General features: G+C 72.7%; 13 protein-coding genes. All 13 read left to right on the top strand.

Features of this window, described 5'->3' with window-relative positions; genetic code table 11:
- Positions 1-175: 175 nt before the first annotated feature.
- The 13 genes from plsX (at position 176) to trmD (ending at position 14,221) form a co-directional block, all read left to right on the top strand.
- Positions 176-1,180, top strand: coding sequence for a phosphate acyltransferase PlsX (gene plsX / locus LPT13_RS07805; protein ID WP_242165293.1), 1,005 nt, complete (start codon positions 176-178; stop codon positions 1,178-1,180).
- Positions 1,177-2,040, top strand: coding sequence for a ribonuclease III (gene rnc, locus LPT13_RS07800; protein WP_242165291.1), 864 nt, complete (start codon positions 1,177-1,179; stop codon positions 2,038-2,040). Before plsX ends, rnc begins: the two co-directional genes overlap by 4 nt.
- An 8-nt stretch (positions 2,041-2,048) precedes the next feature.
- The gene (gene smc, locus LPT13_RS07795) at positions 2,049-5,621 is read left to right on the top strand and encodes a chromosome segregation protein SMC (RefSeq protein WP_242165290.1); all 3,573 of its coding nucleotides are present in this window, start codon (positions 2,049-2,051) and stop codon (positions 5,619-5,621) included.
- Between the two features lie 44 nt (positions 5,622-5,665).
- Positions 5,666-7,051, top strand: coding sequence for a signal recognition particle-docking protein FtsY (gene ftsY, locus LPT13_RS07790; RefSeq protein WP_242165288.1), 1,386 nt, complete (start codon positions 5,666-5,668; stop codon positions 7,049-7,051).
- A 1-nt stretch (position 7,052) separates the two neighbouring features.
- Complete coding sequence (locus LPT13_RS07785; protein WP_242165286.1) at positions 7,053-7,571, top strand: GNAT family N-acetyltransferase; 519 nt, start codon at positions 7,053-7,055, stop codon at positions 7,569-7,571.
- 122 nt (positions 7,572-7,693) lie between these two features.
- A complete protein-coding gene (locus tag LPT13_RS07780; protein WP_242165284.1) occupies positions 7,694-8,803 on the top strand; it encodes an ATP-binding protein in 1,110 nt (369 codons plus the stop codon).
- 161 nt (positions 8,804-8,964) lie between these two features.
- Positions 8,965-10,371 carry a signal recognition particle protein gene (gene ffh / locus LPT13_RS07775; protein WP_242165282.1) on the top strand — a complete coding sequence of 469 codons (1,407 nt, stop codon included), beginning with the start codon at positions 8,965-8,967 and terminating at the stop codon, positions 10,369-10,371.
- 1 nt (position 10,372) lies between these two features.
- The gene (locus LPT13_RS07770; RefSeq protein WP_242165280.1) at positions 10,373-11,305 is read left to right on the top strand and encodes an ABC transporter ATP-binding protein; all 933 of its coding nucleotides are present in this window, start codon (positions 10,373-10,375) and stop codon (positions 11,303-11,305) included.
- The gene (locus LPT13_RS07765; protein ID WP_242165277.1) at positions 11,299-12,147 is read left to right on the top strand and encodes a hypothetical protein; all 849 of its coding nucleotides are present in this window, start codon (positions 11,299-11,301) and stop codon (positions 12,145-12,147) included. The genes LPT13_RS07770 and LPT13_RS07765 overlap by 7 nt, the downstream gene beginning before the upstream one ends.
- A gap of 142 nt (positions 12,148-12,289) precedes the next feature.
- Positions 12,290-12,535, top strand: a complete 246-nt coding sequence (gene rpsP / locus LPT13_RS07760; RefSeq protein WP_242165275.1) for a 30S ribosomal protein S16 — start codon at positions 12,290-12,292, stop codon at positions 12,533-12,535.
- A gap of 6 nt (positions 12,536-12,541) precedes the next feature.
- On the top strand, positions 12,542-12,796 hold the full coding sequence (locus LPT13_RS07755; RefSeq protein WP_242165273.1) for a KH domain-containing protein: 255 nt from the start codon (positions 12,542-12,544) through the stop codon (positions 12,794-12,796).
- Positions 12,797-13,321: a ribosome maturation factor RimM gene (locus LPT13_RS07750; protein WP_242165270.1), complete on the top strand. Its 525-nt coding sequence runs from the start codon at positions 12,797-12,799 to the stop codon at positions 13,319-13,321.
- 9 nt (positions 13,322-13,330) lie between these two features.
- On the top strand, positions 13,331-14,221 hold the full coding sequence (gene trmD / locus LPT13_RS07745; protein WP_242165268.1) for a tRNA (guanosine(37)-N1)-methyltransferase TrmD: 891 nt from the start codon (positions 13,331-13,333) through the stop codon (positions 14,219-14,221).
- Positions 14,222-14,307: the final 86 nt, after the last annotated feature.

Genomic DNA, 14,307 nt, shown 5'->3' with positions numbered 1-14,307 from the left:
GGTCGGGCATCCCATCCGCATGAGGTCCCCGCAAGCCTCCTAGCACGCCCGGCGCCGCGCCGGACGCGCCAGGGGGCTTTTTGGCTGTAGGCCCCCGCGCCCGCGGGCGTGCCCGGCCGCCCCGCGGCGGTCAGGCCCGCGGGCTGCGCGAGCCCGAGACGTGAAGGAGCGTAGCGTGGCAGAGAACGTCACCATCACCGTGGACGCCCTGGGCGGCGACGACGCCCCCGGGGTGGTCCTGGCCGGCGTCGAGCAGGCGCTGGCGGCCGACCCCGACCTGACCGTCGTCTTGTGCGGCCCGGCCGAGGTGGTCGGGCCCTTCGCCGACGCCCACGGGCGCTGCGAGGCCCAGGCGACCACCGAGTCCATCGCCATGGACGAGCACCCGGCCAACGCCGTGCGCCGGAAGAAGGACTCGTCCATCGTGGTGGGCTGCCGGCTCGTCAAGGAGGGCCGCGCCGACGGCTTCTTCTCCGCCGGCTCCACCGGCGCGTGCCTGGCCGCCGCCACGCTCGTCATGGGCCGCGTCAAGGGCGTCAAGCGCCCGGCGCTCGGCCAGGTACTGCCCGCCTACGGCCGCCCCGTCCTGCTTCTGGACGTGGGCGCCAACGCCGACTGCAAGGCCGACTACCTGCTCCAGTTCGCCCAGATGGGCGCCGTCTACGCCCGCGAGATCATGGGGGTGCCCGCCCCGCGCGTGGGCCTGCTCAACATCGGCGAGGAGGACGCGAAGGGCTCGGTCTTCGCCCAGGAGGCCAACGCGCTTCTGCGCGCGGAGCTGCCCGAGTTCGCCGGCAACGCCGAGGGCCGCGACATCCTGGCGGGCTCCTTCGACGTCGTCGTCACCGACGGCTTCACCGGCAACGTCTGCCTCAAGACCATCGAGGGCACCTCGAGCGTGCTCTTCCGCTACATGAAGGACGCCCTCATGGCCTCGGCCAAAGGCAAGCTCGGCGCGCTTCTGGTGAAGGGCGACCTGGCCGAGCTCAAGGGCCGCCTGAGCCCCGACACCCACGGCGGCGCGCCGCTTCTGGGCGTCAGGGGCGCCTGCGTGGTGGGCCACGGCTCGTCGAGCGCCGAGGCGGTCAAGAACGGCGTGCTCGCCACCGCGCGCACCGTGCGCTCCCACGTGTCCGAGGTCATCGCCGCCGCCGTCGCCGAGGACGGTGAGCGCGCATGACGCTCACCGACGAGCAGCGCTCGAAGCTCGACCGCGCCCAGGAGATCCTCGGCTACCGCTTCGGCGACGAGAGCGTGCTGCTCTCCGCCATCACCCACCCCTCCGCCACCGAGGGCAAGTCGGTCAAGTTCTCCTACGAGCGCCTCGAGTTCCTCGGCGACTCCATCCTGGGCGCCATCGTGGCGTCCACCGCCTTCCACCGCTTCCACGACCTGGACGAGGGCGGGCTCACGCGCATCAAGGTGGCCCTCGTGTCGGGCGCGTCGCTGGCCGACGTGGCCGCGGGGCTCGGCTTCGCCGACGTGATCGTCTTCGGCTCGTCGGAGACGGGCACCGGCAAGCGCGGGCTGCACTCGGCCCTCGAGAACGTCTACGAGGCCGTGGTGGCCGCGCTGTTCCTGGACGGCGGGCTCGACGCGGCGGTCGCCTTCGTCGAGCGCACCCTCGTGCCGCGCATGTCGCTCGACATGGCCAGCGAGCCCGAGAACCCCAAGAGCGCCCTGCAGGAGAAGCTGCAGGAGGACGGCATCACCCCCACCTACAAGCTGGTGGAGACCCAGGGCCCGCCCCACGACCGCACCTTCGTCGCCCAGGTCTACGCCGGCGACCAGGGGCTCGCCCGCGGCACCGGCCGCACCAAGAAGGAGGCCGAGAGCCAGGCCGCCAAGACCACGCTCGCGCGCCTCTCCGAGTTCTTCGGCATCGGGGCCGACCCCGAGAAGGCCGCCGCCGACAAGGCCGCCAAGGTGGCCAAGGCCGAGGAGAAGGCCGCCGAGAAGGCCGCGGCCAAGGCCGCCAAGGCCGAGGAGCGCGCCCGCAAGAAGAGCGAGCGCGAGGCCGCCAAGAAGAAGCAGGATTAGGGCCGCCCATGTACCTCAAGTCACTCGTCCTCAAGGGATTCAAGTCCTTCGCCGACCGCTCCGTCATGGCGCTTGAGCCCGGCATCACCGCCGTGGTGGGCCCCAACGGCTCGGGCAAGTCGAACATATCCGACGCGGTGCTGTGGGTGCTCGGCGAGCGCAACGCCAAGCACCTGCGCGGCCAGGCCATGGAGGACGTCATCTTCGCCGGCTCGTCGGCGCGCAAGCCCACGGGCCTGGCCGAGGTGGACCTCGTGCTCGACAACTCCGACGGCACGCTGCCCATCGACTACGACGAGGTGGCCATCACCCGCCGCATGTACCGCAACGGCGAGAGCGAGTACCTCATCAACGGCACGGTGGCCCGCCGCATGGACGTGCTGGAGATCCTGCACGACTCGGGGTTGGGCACCGGCACGCACTCCATCATCTCCCAGGGCTCGCTCGACTCCATCCTCCAGAGCCGGCCGGAGGACCGCCGCGCCCTCATCGAGGAGGCCGCCGGCGTCCTCAAGCACAAGCAGCGCAAGGCGAAGAGCGAGCGCAAGCTCGCCTCGATGGACCAGCACCTGGCCCGCGCCCGCGACGTGGTGGCCGAGGTCGAGCGCCAGCTGGGGCCGCTGTCGCGCAAGGCGAAGAAGGCCCGCACCTACCAGGAGCTGGCCGGCGAGCTGGCCGACGTGAGCCTGCGGCTGGCCGTGGACGACCTGCGCGCGCTCCAGCGCGCCTGGGACGCCTCCCAGGACCGCGAGGCGGCGCTCGCCGCCGAGATGGAGCAGCGCCGCGGCGCCATCGAGGCCGCCGAGGCCGCCGTCGAGGAGCTCCAGGAGCGCATGCGGCTCGACACGGTGGACGCCGGGGAGCTCTCGCGCCAGTACCGCGAGGCCGCCGCGGCCGTGGAGCGCTTCGACTCCGCGGCGCTCGTGATGCACGAGCGCCGCCGCGCCGCCACCGCCCGCGCCGGCGAGATCGAGCTGGAGATCGAGGCCGCCCAGGCCAAGCGCGCCGGCGCCGAGGCCGAGCTGCGCGGCGCCGAGGCGACGCTGGCGGAGGTGGGGGCCGCCCGCGCGGCGGCCGACGGCCGCGTGGCCGCCCTCGACCAGGCCTACCGCGACCTGGGGGTGCGCCGGGGCAGCCTCGAGCGCGAGGCGTCGGCCCTCGGGCGCGACGCGCGCGAGCTGGAGGCCAAGATGGACGTGGCGCGCCGCCGCCACGCCGAGACCCAGGAGGCGCTCACCAACGGGCTGGCGCACGTGAAGGTGATCGAGGGCCACAGCGCGGAGCTTGAGCTGTCGCTGGCGCGCGCCCAGGCCGACGCCGAGTCGCTGGCCGCCGAGGCCCAGGCCGCCGACGAGGCGCTCGCCGCCCTCGACGAGCAGGAGTCCGCCGCGCGCAAGCTGGTGGGGTCGTGCACCCAGGCCCGCGAGGCCGCGCGCGCCGCCCTCGACGAGGCCCGCGACGCCGAGCGCGCCCACGCGGCGCAGATCCAGGCGCTCGAGGAGGTCGAGCGCGCCTCGGTGGCCGCCGCCGGCCCGGCGCGCGCCTGGCTCATGGAGCACGAGGGCGAGCTGGCCGGCGCGCTCGAGCCGCTGGCCCACGTGGTGCGCGCCGCCGAGGGCTACGAGGCCCTGGTCGAGGCGCTGCTCGGCCCCGACGTGGCGACGCTGCTCGTCGACGACGCCGTGTGCGCCGCCTCGGTGGCCTCGGTGCTCGCGGCCGCCGAGCTCGACGGCGAGGTGGCGCTGCTTCTGCGCGAGGACGCCTCGCCGGACAGCCCGGGCGAGGCCCGCGCGGCCGCCTACCCCGCCGATGCGCCCGGCACCCCGCTCATCGACCGGCTCTCCTTCCCCGGCGCGGCCGCCCGCGCCGTGCGCGCCGTGCTCGGCGACGTGGTGGTGTGCGCCACGCTCGACGACGCGCTCGACGCCCACGCCGCCGACGGCCTGGGCCTGCGCTTCGCCGCCCCGGACGGGTCGGTGGTGTGGCCCGGCGGCAAGGTGACCCTCGGCACCGCCGTGGACGAGGGCGCCGAGGGCGTGCTCGCCCGCGTGCGCCGCGTCGAGGAGCTGCGGGCGCTCCTGGCCGAGGCCCGCGAGGCCACGGCCCGCGCGAGCGCCGAGGCCGCCGAGGCCGAGGAGTCCCTGCGCCGCGCCCAGGCGGCGAGCCTGGACCTGAGCCAGCGGCTGGCCGCCCTGCGCGGCGGCGCCGAGGCGGCCCGGTCCCAGGCCGACCGCGCCGAGGAGAAGCTGGCCGCCGTGCGCCGCGAGCTGGAGTCGGTCACCCGCCAGCGCGAGGAGGCCGAGGCCATCATCTCGAGCGCCCGGCCCGACGTGGAGACCTACGAGGCCGAGATAGCCGCCTGCCAGCAGGGCCTGGCCGACGCCAAGGCCAAGCAGGAGGAGATCCAGTCCGAGCTGACACCCCTGCGCTCGGAGGCGCACCGCGTGTCCGAGGAGCTGGCCGAGGCCAAGCTCGAGGCTGCCAAGCTGGCCGAGCGCGACACCTACGCCTCGCGCGTGCGCGACGCGCGCCTGCGCGACCTGGAGTCCCTGGCCGAGTCGGTGGCCGAGTCCCGCGCGCTTTTGGCCGTGAAGACCGTGTCGGCCCGGCGCCTGGAGCCCCTGCTCGCCGTGTTCGAGGAGCTGACGCTGTCGGCCCGCCGCTGGACGCGCGATCTGGAGGAGCGCGCGAGCGCCGCCCAGGACTCCTCCACCGGCCTGCACGCCTCCATCACCGAGGCCCGCGCCGCCGCCCGGCGCGCGCACGACGCCTTCGACGCCGTGAACGAGCAGCTCTCGGCGGCCCGGGTGGAGAAGGGGCGCCTGGAGCTCAAGGTGGAGGCGGCCGTGGGCGTCATCACGGGCGACTGCGGCACCCCGCTCGAGACGGCGCTCGTCCTGCCGCCGCTCGAGGACCGCCCGCTCGCCGAGGAGACGGCCTTCCGGCTGCAGCGGCGCATCGCCAACCTCGGCACCATCAACCCGGACGCGGCCGAGGAGTACGACGAGCTCAAGGCCCGCTTCGACTACCTGGCCGGCCAGCTGGCCGACCTCGACTCGGCGCGCAAGTCGCTCGCCAAGATCAACCGCGTCATCGACGCCCGCATGCGCGACGACTTCGCCCGCACCTACGAGGAGGTCAACGCCAACTTCCAGGAGATCTTCGCGATACTCTTCCCCGGCGGCTCGGCGTCGCTGTCGCTCGTGGACCCGGACGACGTGGAGAACACCGGCGTGGAGGTGACGGCCCAGCCCCGCGGCAAGCGCATCACCAAGATGATGCTCATGTCCGGCGGCGAGAAGTCGCTCACGGCGCTGGCGCTCCTGTTCGCGGTGTACCGCACGCGGTCGACCCCGTTCTACATCCTCGACGAGGTGGAGGCCGCCCTCGACGACACCAACCTGCGGCGGCTCGTGGCCTACATCGAGCAGCTGCGGGACTCGACCCAGCTCATCATGATCACCCACCAGCGCCGCACCATGGAGACGGCCGACGTGCTGTTCGGCGTGTCCATGCAGGCCGACGGCGTGACGAAGGTCATCAGCCAGAAGCTCGACCGCGCGCTGCAGTACGCCGAGTAGCGCGCCGCACCCGGGCGACCGGGCGCGGGGAGGAAGGAGACGCCATGGGATTTCTCGACCGCATCAGCGAGGGGCTCTCGCGGTCGCGCGACCGCCTCAAGGAGTCGATGAACGTCCTGCTCGACCGCGGGCCCGACCTCGACGAGGGGTTCTGGGAGGGGCTCGAGGAGACGCTCATCCTCGCCGACGTGGGCGGGGCGGCGGCCGACTCCATCGTGGAGAACCTGCGCGACGCGGCCACGCGCCGCGCGCTGCCCGACGCCTACGCCGTGCTCGACCTGCTCAACGACGAGATAGCCGGCGCCTTCACCGAGGGCGGCGAGGCCATCCTCGGCGGCGAGCCGGCGCTCGTGCTGTTCGTGGGCATCAACGGTACGGGCAAGACCACCACGGTGGGCAAGATCGCCAAGGAGCAGGTTGACGCCGGGCGCGCCGTGCTGCTGGGCTCGGCCGACACCTTCCGCGCCGCCGCCATCGAGCAGCTGGAGGTGTGGGCGCGCCGCGCCGGCGTGGAGATGGTCACGCGCGAGCGCGGAGCCGACCCGGCGAGCGTGTGCTACGACACCATCGAGCGCGCCGAGGCGGTCGGGGCCGACCTGGTGCTGGTGGACACCGCCGGGCGCCTGCACACCTCGGCCGACCTCATGCGCGAGCTGGAGAAGGTGGTGGGCGTCGTGCGCAAGCGCGCGAAGCTGCCCGTCTACACCGTGCTCGTCATCGACGCGACCACCGGCCAGAACGGCCTGCAGCAGGCCCGCGAGTTCAACCGCGCGCTCGACTTGGACGCGCTCATCGTCACCAAGCTCGACGGCACGGCCAAGGGCGGCATCGCGCTGGCCGTGAGCCACGAGCTGGGGTTGCCCATCATCAAGATCGGCGTGGGCGAGGGGATCGACGACCTGCGCGACTTCGACGCCGCCGAGTTCGCCTCCGCCCTGGTGGGCGGCTTCGACGAGCGCTTCGACGAGGACGGGGGCTCGCTGCGCGGCGAGAACGCCAAGGAGGCCGCCGTCACGGCCGGCGAGCGCCGCCGCGACGTGATCGAGGGCGCCCCCGCCGCGCCGCCCGCCGCGGCGGAGGAGGACGACGGGGACGCGCCCGCGCCCGCTGAGCCCGACGGGAATGCCGAGGAGGGCGCGCTCGCCGCGCCCGCCGCTGCGGCGTCCGACGCGCCGGAGGTCGCCGACGACGCCGCGCCGGAGCCCGAGCCCTCCGTCCCCGCGGAGGAGCCGGCCGCCGCGTCCGAGCCCGCCGAGGACGACCTCCTCGAGCCTGAGGACGACTGCGCCGATGAGGGCGTCGCCGACGATGACGACACGCCCCTCACCGACGAGGAGCTGGCCGAGCTCGCCCTGGCCGCCGCCGAGGACGACGCTGAGCCGGAGCCGGAGTCCGAGGAGCGGCGCGGCTTCTGGAAGCGCTGGTTCTAGGGTGGACGCGCGCGAGGGGGCCGCGCCCGCCGTCGCGGTGCGCCCCTGGGAGCCAGCCGACCTGGATGCGATGACGGCCATCTGGAACGAGGTCGTCCGCGAGGGCCGCGCCTTCCCGCAGACGGACGAGCTACCCGGCGCCGACGCGGCCGCCGCCTTCTTCGGCGCCCAGACGCGCGCGGCCGTGGCCGCCGGCGCGTCCGGCGAGGTACTCGGCCTGTACGTCCTGCACCCCAACAACGTGGGCCGCTGCGCGCACGTCGCCAACGCGAGCTACGCGGTGGCCGCCTCCGCGCGTGGGCGCGGCATCGGGCGCGCGCTGGTGGCCGACTCGCTCGCGGCCCTCGCCCCCTGCGGCTTCCGCGGCCTGCAGTTCAACGCCGTGGTGGCCTCGAATGCCGGCGCCATCGCCCTCTACGAGTCGCTCGGCTTCGCCCGCGTCGGCACCGTCCCCGGCGGCTTCCTCAACCCCGACGGCGCCTACGAGGACATCCACCTCTTCTACCACCCCGCCGACTAGCCCGCCGCCCGCCCGGCCCGGCTGTGCCCAAGGCGGCCTCCTCGCCTCATTGCGTTCTCAGGCAAAAAATGCAAAACTGAGCAAAAGAAGCAAAGGCGAGCAAAAGAAGCAAAGGAGAAGCCATGGAGGCAGGCTGCGTCCCCAATCCCTTCACGCCGACGTTCGGGCAGATCCCTCCCTTCATGGCGGGCCGCTCTGAGGTCATCGGCGAGGTGGTGCGCGCCTTCGACCGGGGCATGGGCGACCCGAACCTCGTCTCGCTGCTGGTGGGCGCCCGCGGCGCCGGCAAGACGGCGCTTCTTACCTATCTGGCCGAGGAGGCCTTGTCGCGGGGCTGGGTGACGGCGAGCGTGTCGGCGGTGCCGGGCATGCTCGAGGACATCGAGGAGCGGGCGCTCGTCGCGGCGGGCGAGTTCGTGGAGACGCCGGACAGGATGCGCCTGCGAGGTATCAGCGTGGGGCAGCTCCTCGGCATCGAGTGGGATACCCGCGAAGCCCCGGCGGGCAACTGGCGCACGCGTATGGGCGTCATCCTCGACATGCTGGCCGAGCACGACGTGGGCCTCGTCATCGTGGTGGACGAGGTCCGGGTGGACCTCGAGGAGATGGTGCAGCTCGCCTCGGTCTACCAGCATTTCGTGCGGGAGGGAAGGAAGGTCGCCCTCCTCATGGCGGGCCTCCCCTCCAAGGTGTCTGCCCTGCTCAGGGATGACTCGGTCTCGTTCTTGCGCCGCTCCAGCTACCATTACCTGGGTCGCGTCGACGACTACGCCGTGCTCGACGCCCTGAGAAAGACCGTCGAGGCGGGAGGCCGCTCCATCGGCTCCGCCGCCCTCGATGAGGCGGTGCGCGCCATCGAGGGCTTTCCCTACATGATGCAGCTGGTGGGCTATCGGATGTGGGACGTGTCCCCCGACGACCGGGAGATATCCGTGGAAGACGTGCTCCGGGGCATCGGGTACGCGGAGCACGATATCGAGCGGAAGATCCTCGAGACCACCTTCCGCGAGCTGTCGCGCGGGGACCTGAGGTTCCTCGCGGCGATGCTCGAGGACGAGGGCGGGGAGAGCAGCACGGTGGACATCGGCCGCCGCCTGGGGAAGAAGGGGAACTACGTGTCCCAGTACAAGCGCCGCCTGATGGCCCAGGGGGTCTTGGAGGATCACGGGCACGGCATGGTGTCCATCGGCATCCCGCGCTTCCGCGACTACCTGCGCCGTCGGCTGCTCTGACGCGGCGGCCCGCCGCCCGCCCGGCCCCGCCTGCGTGGCGGGGTGTGGGGGCGGCGTCGAGATTTCCGGGCGGGGCGGGGCCGCTGGTATAATCGGGGGACGCGCGCCCGCGGCCCGGCCCCGGCGCGCCCCGTGCCACCGATAACCCGACGGGAGCGACCATGCTCGAGAACCTCTCCGAACGCCTCCAGGGCATTTTCTCCGGACTCCGGTCCAAGGGACGCCTGACCGAGGACGACATCAACGACGCCATGCGCGAGATCCGCCTGGCGCTTCTGGAGGCCGACGTCAACTTCAAGGTGGTCAAGGCCTTCGTCAAGCGCACCAAGGAGCGCTGCCTGACCGCCGACGTGCTCGACTCGCTCACGCCGGCCCAGAACGTCATCAAGATCGTGCTCGACGAGCTCACCGAGCTCCTCGGCCGCACCGACTCCAAGCTCGTGCTCGGCAGCCGCATCCCCAACGTCATCATGCTCGTGGGCCTGCAGGGCTCGGGCAAGACGACGGCCGCCGCCAAGCTGGCCTACCGCCTCATGCAGGAGAGCCACGCGCCGCTGCTCGTGGCTTGCGACGTGTACCGCCCCGCCGCGGCCGACCAGCTCCAGACGCTCGGCGACGAGATCGGCGCGCGGGTCTACCGCGGCGACGGCCGCGACCCGGTGGCCATCGCGCGCGAGGGCGTCCAGGACGCCATCGACAGCCTGCGCGACGTGGTCATCATCGACACGGCGGGCCGCCTCCACGTCGACGACGACATGATGGCCGAGGCCCGCGCCATCCGCGACGCGGTGAGGCCCGACCAGATCCTCATGGTGGTCGACGCCATGACCGGCCAGGACGTGGTGAACGTGGTGGAGGCCTTCGCCGCCGAGGTCGACTTCGACGGCGTCATCATGTCCAAGATGGACGGCGACGCCCGCGGCGGCGGCGCGCTGTCCATCCGCGAGGTCACCGGCAAGCCCATCAAGTTCATCTCCTCGGGCGAGAAGCCCGACAGCCTGGAGGAGTTCCACCCCGACCGCATGGCCAAGCGCATCCTGGGGATGGGGGACGTGGTCTCCCTCATCGAGAGCGCCGTGCGCGTCCAGCAGGCCGAGGAGGAGGCCGTCGAGGCCGAGCGCATGGCCAAGGGCAACCTCACCCTCGACGACTTCGTCACCATGAACCGCCAGATCCGCAAGATGGGCGGCGTGTCCAAGCTCGTGAGCGCGCTGCCCGGCGGCGACAAGGCGCTCGGCTCGGGCCAGGTCGACGAGGGGGCGCTTGACGCCATGGAGGTCATCATCAACTCGATGACCAAGGAGGAGCGCGCCCGCCCCGAGGTGCTCAACGGAAGCCGCCGCGCCCGCATCGCCGCCGGTGCCGGCGTCACCGTCACCGAGGTGAACCAGCTCATCAAGAAGTTCAACGAGACGAAGAAGATGATGCGGAAGATGACCGCCGGCATCGAGCAGCAGGCCGGCAAGAAGGGGAAGAGGGGCAAGGCGCGCCGCCGCCGGGGGCTGCCCGGCATGGGCGGCATGTCCCTGTCCGACCTCAAGAAGATCCAGGACATGATGGGGGAGTAGCATGGACCAGCCCTACGACATCCCATCCCAGGCCCCGGCCGCCGCGCCGCCCGCCGCCCAGCCGGCGGCCCCGGTCGCGGCCGCCCAGCCGGCGCCGCCCTACGGCGCCCCGGCGCCCGCTGCCGCGCCGCCCGCCTGGGGCGCCCCGGCCGGCGCCTACGCCCAGCCGCAGCCCGCCTGGCAGCCGCCGCGGGTCGCCGCGCCACCCCCGGCCGCGCCCTACCCGGCGCCCGGCTTCGCGCCGGTGCTGGCCTGCGAGCACCTGACCAAGTCCTTCGGGGCGCGCGCGGCCCTGGCCGACGTCACCTTCTCGGTGCCCGCCGGCCGCGTGGTGGGCCTGCTCGGCCCCAACGGCTCGGGCAAGACGACGCTCATCAAGCTGGCCGCGGGCCTGCTCACGCCCACCTCCGGCGCCGTGCGCGTCGCCGGCCTCGAGCCGGGCACCCGCGCCAAGGCGCTCCTGTCCTACCTGCCCGAGCGCCCCTACTTCGCCCCGTCGATGAGGGTGCGCGACTGCGTGGCCTTCTTCGCCGACTTCTACGCCGACTTCGACCAGCCGCTCGCCCAAGACATGCTCGCGCGGCTCGGCGTGCCGGCCGACTCTCCCATGGGGACGCTGTCGAAGGGCACCAAGGAGAAGGTGCAGCTCGTGCTGGTCATGGCGCGCCACGCGGCCCTCTACCTGCTCGACGAGCCCATCGGCGGCGTCGACCCGGCCACGCGCGACTACATTCTGGACACCATCATCGCCCAGTACCACCGCGACTCCACCATCCTCATCTCGACCCACCTCATCGCCGACGTGGAGGCCGTCCTCGACGACTTCATCTTCCTCCAGTACGGCACCATGGTGGTCCACGCCCCCGTCGCCTTCGTGCGCGAGCAGGGCTACGCGAGCCTCGACGACTACTTCAGGAGGGCGTTTCGATGCTAGGGAAGCTGCTCAAGTACGACCTGAAGGCGCTCAACCGCATCCTCATCCCCGTCCACCTGGCGGCGCTCGCCGTCATCGCGGTGGGCTGCGGGGCGGGGCTCACCGGCTACACGGCGAGCGAGATGCCGGGCGCCTCGTCGTCGTCGCTCGCGGACGTCCTCACGGGGCTCGCGGCCCTCGTGCTGGTCATGGCCGTGCTGGCGCTGGCCTGCGTGGCGGCGGCCACCTTCGTCACCGTCCTGTGGCGCTTCTACGGGAACCTGTTCACCGACGAGGGCTACCTGACGCTCACCCTGCCGGCCGACCCGTCCCAGCAGCTGGGGTCGAAGGTGCTGGCCGGCCTCATCTGGATGGCGGTCGATTTGGTGGTGGTGTTCGCGGGGATGATGCTCATCGTGCTATCGGCCGACCCGCTGTCGGGCTCGCTCGATATCGCCGGATCCATCCCGTACTGGGTGATGAGCGCCTCGTCCGGCCACGGCATGGCGGGCCTCTACGGCACCCCCGGCGCCCTCGAGGTGGCCGGCACCTTCGTCCAGACCCTCGTGCAGATGGCCTTCGGCCTGCTCATGGCCTACGCCGCCTTCTCGCTGGGCGCGGCGCTCGCCTCCCGCCACAAGGTGGCCGCGGGCATCGGGCTCTACGTGGCGCTGTCGTGGGGCTACGGCCTTCTGGCCGGGGCCGTGAGTGTGATGGGCGTCCTCGCGTCGGACGGCCTGGGAGATCTGGAGGCCTACCTGGCGATCACCTCGGTCATCGGGACGGGCCTGCAGCTCGTCGCCTGCGGGGCGTGCTGGCTCATCTGCCTGTGGGTGCTGCGCCGCAAGGTGAACCTGGCCTAGGCGCCGGGCGCGGCCGGCGGGCGGCGCGCGCTTGCAAAAGGCGCCCGTTAGCCGTATCATAAGCAACTGCTGTTTTCGCTGCGCCGCTCGGGGCGGCGTACGCATGACCCAAGTCGAAGGAAACTAGAAGGAGCACAACTTCATGGCTGTTAAGATTCGCCTCGCTCGCCATGGCGCCAAGAAGCGCCCGTACTACCGCATCGTCGTCGCCGACTCCCGCGCCCCGCGCGACGGCCGCTTCATCGAGGAGGTCGGCCGCTACAACCCCTGCGTGCACCCGCACCTGGTGAAGTTCGACATGGAGAAGGTGGACAAGTGGATCGCCAACGGCGCCCAGCCCACCGACACCGTCGCCCGCCTGCTGAAGACGGCCAAGGAAGAGGCGTAACCCGCCATGTCCGAGCTTACGGAAGACCTCGCCGGCCTGGTCGAGGCCGTCGTGGCCCCGCTCGTCGAGTTCCCGGACGACCTGGAGATCACCTCGTACGAGACCGAGGACGAGGCCGTGATGGTGGAGGTCCGCGTCAACGAGGCCGACGCCGGCAAGGTCATCGGCCGCCAGGGCCGCGTCATCAAGGCCATCCGCACCCTCGCCCGCGCCGCCGCGTCCCGCACGGGCACGCCCGTCGAGGTGGAGCTCATCGACTAGATGCGCGCCTGGGCAGACGTCGCCTACCTGGCGACCACGAAGAACCTGAACGGAGGGCTCGTCGCGCGTAGCGCCGCGGGCCTTCCGTTTTTGCTGTCCGAGGGCATGCGCGCGGCCCTCGTGCCGCCGCGCCTGGACGCCCCGCGCGACGTGACCGTGGCCTCGGTCCAGATGCGCGCCGACGACGAGGCCCTCGTCTTCTTCGAGGAGGTGACCGACGCCGACGTGGCCCATGCCCTCGTGGGCTGCCACGTGCTGGTGCCCCGCGACGAGCTCGACCCGGCCGACCTGGAGCCGGCGGGCGCGTGGCCGGCCTGGGAGGGCTGGGAGGTCGTCGACGCTAAGGCCGGGCCCGTGGGCACGGTGGCCGGCATCACCGAAATGCCGCTGCAGTCGCTGCTCGTGGTGGCGCGCCCCGACGGCTCCGAGGCGCTCATCCCGCTCGTGGACGACCTTATCGCGGATGTGGACGAGGACGCCCGCCGCATCGACGTCGCGCTGCCCGCCGGCCTGCTCGACCTGTAGGAGCCACCCGTGATCATCGAGACCCTCTCCACCTTCCCGGGCATGTACGACTCGGTCATGGGCGCCTCCATGATGCGCCGCGCCCAGGACAAGGGGATCCTGGACTTCACCGCCTACGACCTGCGCGACTGGACCTACGACCGCCACCGCACCACCGACGACGACCCCTACGGGGGCGGCGCCGGCCTGGTGATGAGGGTCGAGCCGCTCTTCGAGGCCGTCGAGGCCATCGCCGGCGCGGAGCTCGGGGAGGGGCTCGCGCACGGGCATGCCCAGTCGCTCAGACAGTCCTGCTCGCACGGAGGCGCCACCGGCGCCTCCGGCTCGTGCGGAACTCGCTTGGTGGACGCTCCCCCCGCTCCCCGGGTGCCCGCGTGCCCGCGCACGGGGCCGGCGCCGCGCCACGCGGGCGGGCCGCGGCCGACGGTGGTGTTTCTGGCCCCCCAGGGCGAGCGCCTCGACGACGCGCTCGCCTGCGAGCTGGCGGCCGAGGAGCGGCTGCTGTTCGTCTGCGGCCACTACGAGGGCATCGACGAGCGCGCCTACGCCCTGGCCGACCGCGTGATATCGCTCGGTGACTACGTGCTCACCTCCGGCGAGCTGGCCTCGATGGTGGTCATCGACGCGGTGGTGCGCAAGCTCCCTGGCGTGCTCGGCGCCCCGGACGGCGCCGCCGAGGAGTCCTTCGCCGCGGGGCTGCTCGAGCACCCGCAGTACACGCGCCCCGCCTCCTTCCGCGGGATGGAGGTGCCGCCCGTCCTGCTCTCGGGCGACCACGGCGCGGTGGCCCGCTGGCGCCGCGAGCAGAGCCTGGCGCGTACGGCCGCGCTGCGCCCCGACCTCATCGAAGCCGCCGAGCTCACCCCCGATGATCGGGAATTTCTGAAGAACCTCCGATAGCCCGCCGGCCGCGGCCGCCCAAGCGGTATCATGAGGGCTTGCTGCGCCCGCACGGCGGCTGCGCGGCGCCGGCGCGGGGACGAGAG

The organism is Adlercreutzia faecimuris (assembly GCF_022669055.1).
GTDB classification, from domain to species: domain Bacteria; phylum Actinomycetota; class Coriobacteriia; order Coriobacteriales; family Eggerthellaceae; genus Enterorhabdus; species Enterorhabdus faecimuris.
This window is presented reverse-complemented; position numbering and strand designations above follow the sequence as displayed.

Excerpts from the sequence above, each read along its gene's own strand:
- LPT13_RS07755 (WP_242165273.1), top strand. The coding sequence starts at position 12,542 with ATGTCCGAGCTTACGGAAGACCTCGCCGGCCTGGTCGAGGCCGTCGTG.
- rpsP (WP_242165275.1), top strand. The coding sequence starts at position 12,290 with ATGGCTGTTAAGATTCGCCTCGCTCGCCATGGCGCCAAGAAGCGCCCG.
- smc (WP_242165290.1), top strand. The coding sequence starts at position 2,049 with ATGTACCTCAAGTCACTCGTCCTCAAGGGATTCAAGTCCTTCGCCGAC.
- LPT13_RS07780 (WP_242165284.1), top strand. The coding sequence starts at position 7,694 with ATGGAGGCAGGCTGCGTCCCCAATCCCTTCACGCCGACGTTCGGGCAG.
- LPT13_RS07750 (WP_242165270.1), top strand. The coding sequence starts at position 12,797 with ATGCGCGCCTGGGCAGACGTCGCCTACCTGGCGACCACGAAGAACCTG.
- rnc (WP_242165291.1), top strand. The coding sequence starts at position 1,177 with ATGACGCTCACCGACGAGCAGCGCTCGAAGCTCGACCGCGCCCAGGAG.
- LPT13_RS07770 (WP_242165280.1), top strand. The coding sequence starts at position 10,373 with ATGGACCAGCCCTACGACATCCCATCCCAGGCCCCGGCCGCCGCGCCG.
- ffh (WP_242165282.1), top strand. The coding sequence starts at position 8,965 with ATGCTCGAGAACCTCTCCGAACGCCTCCAGGGCATTTTCTCCGGACTC.
- LPT13_RS07765 (WP_242165277.1), top strand. The coding sequence starts at position 11,299 with ATGCTAGGGAAGCTGCTCAAGTACGACCTGAAGGCGCTCAACCGCATC.
- ftsY (WP_242165288.1), top strand. The coding sequence starts at position 5,666 with ATGGGATTTCTCGACCGCATCAGCGAGGGGCTCTCGCGGTCGCGCGAC.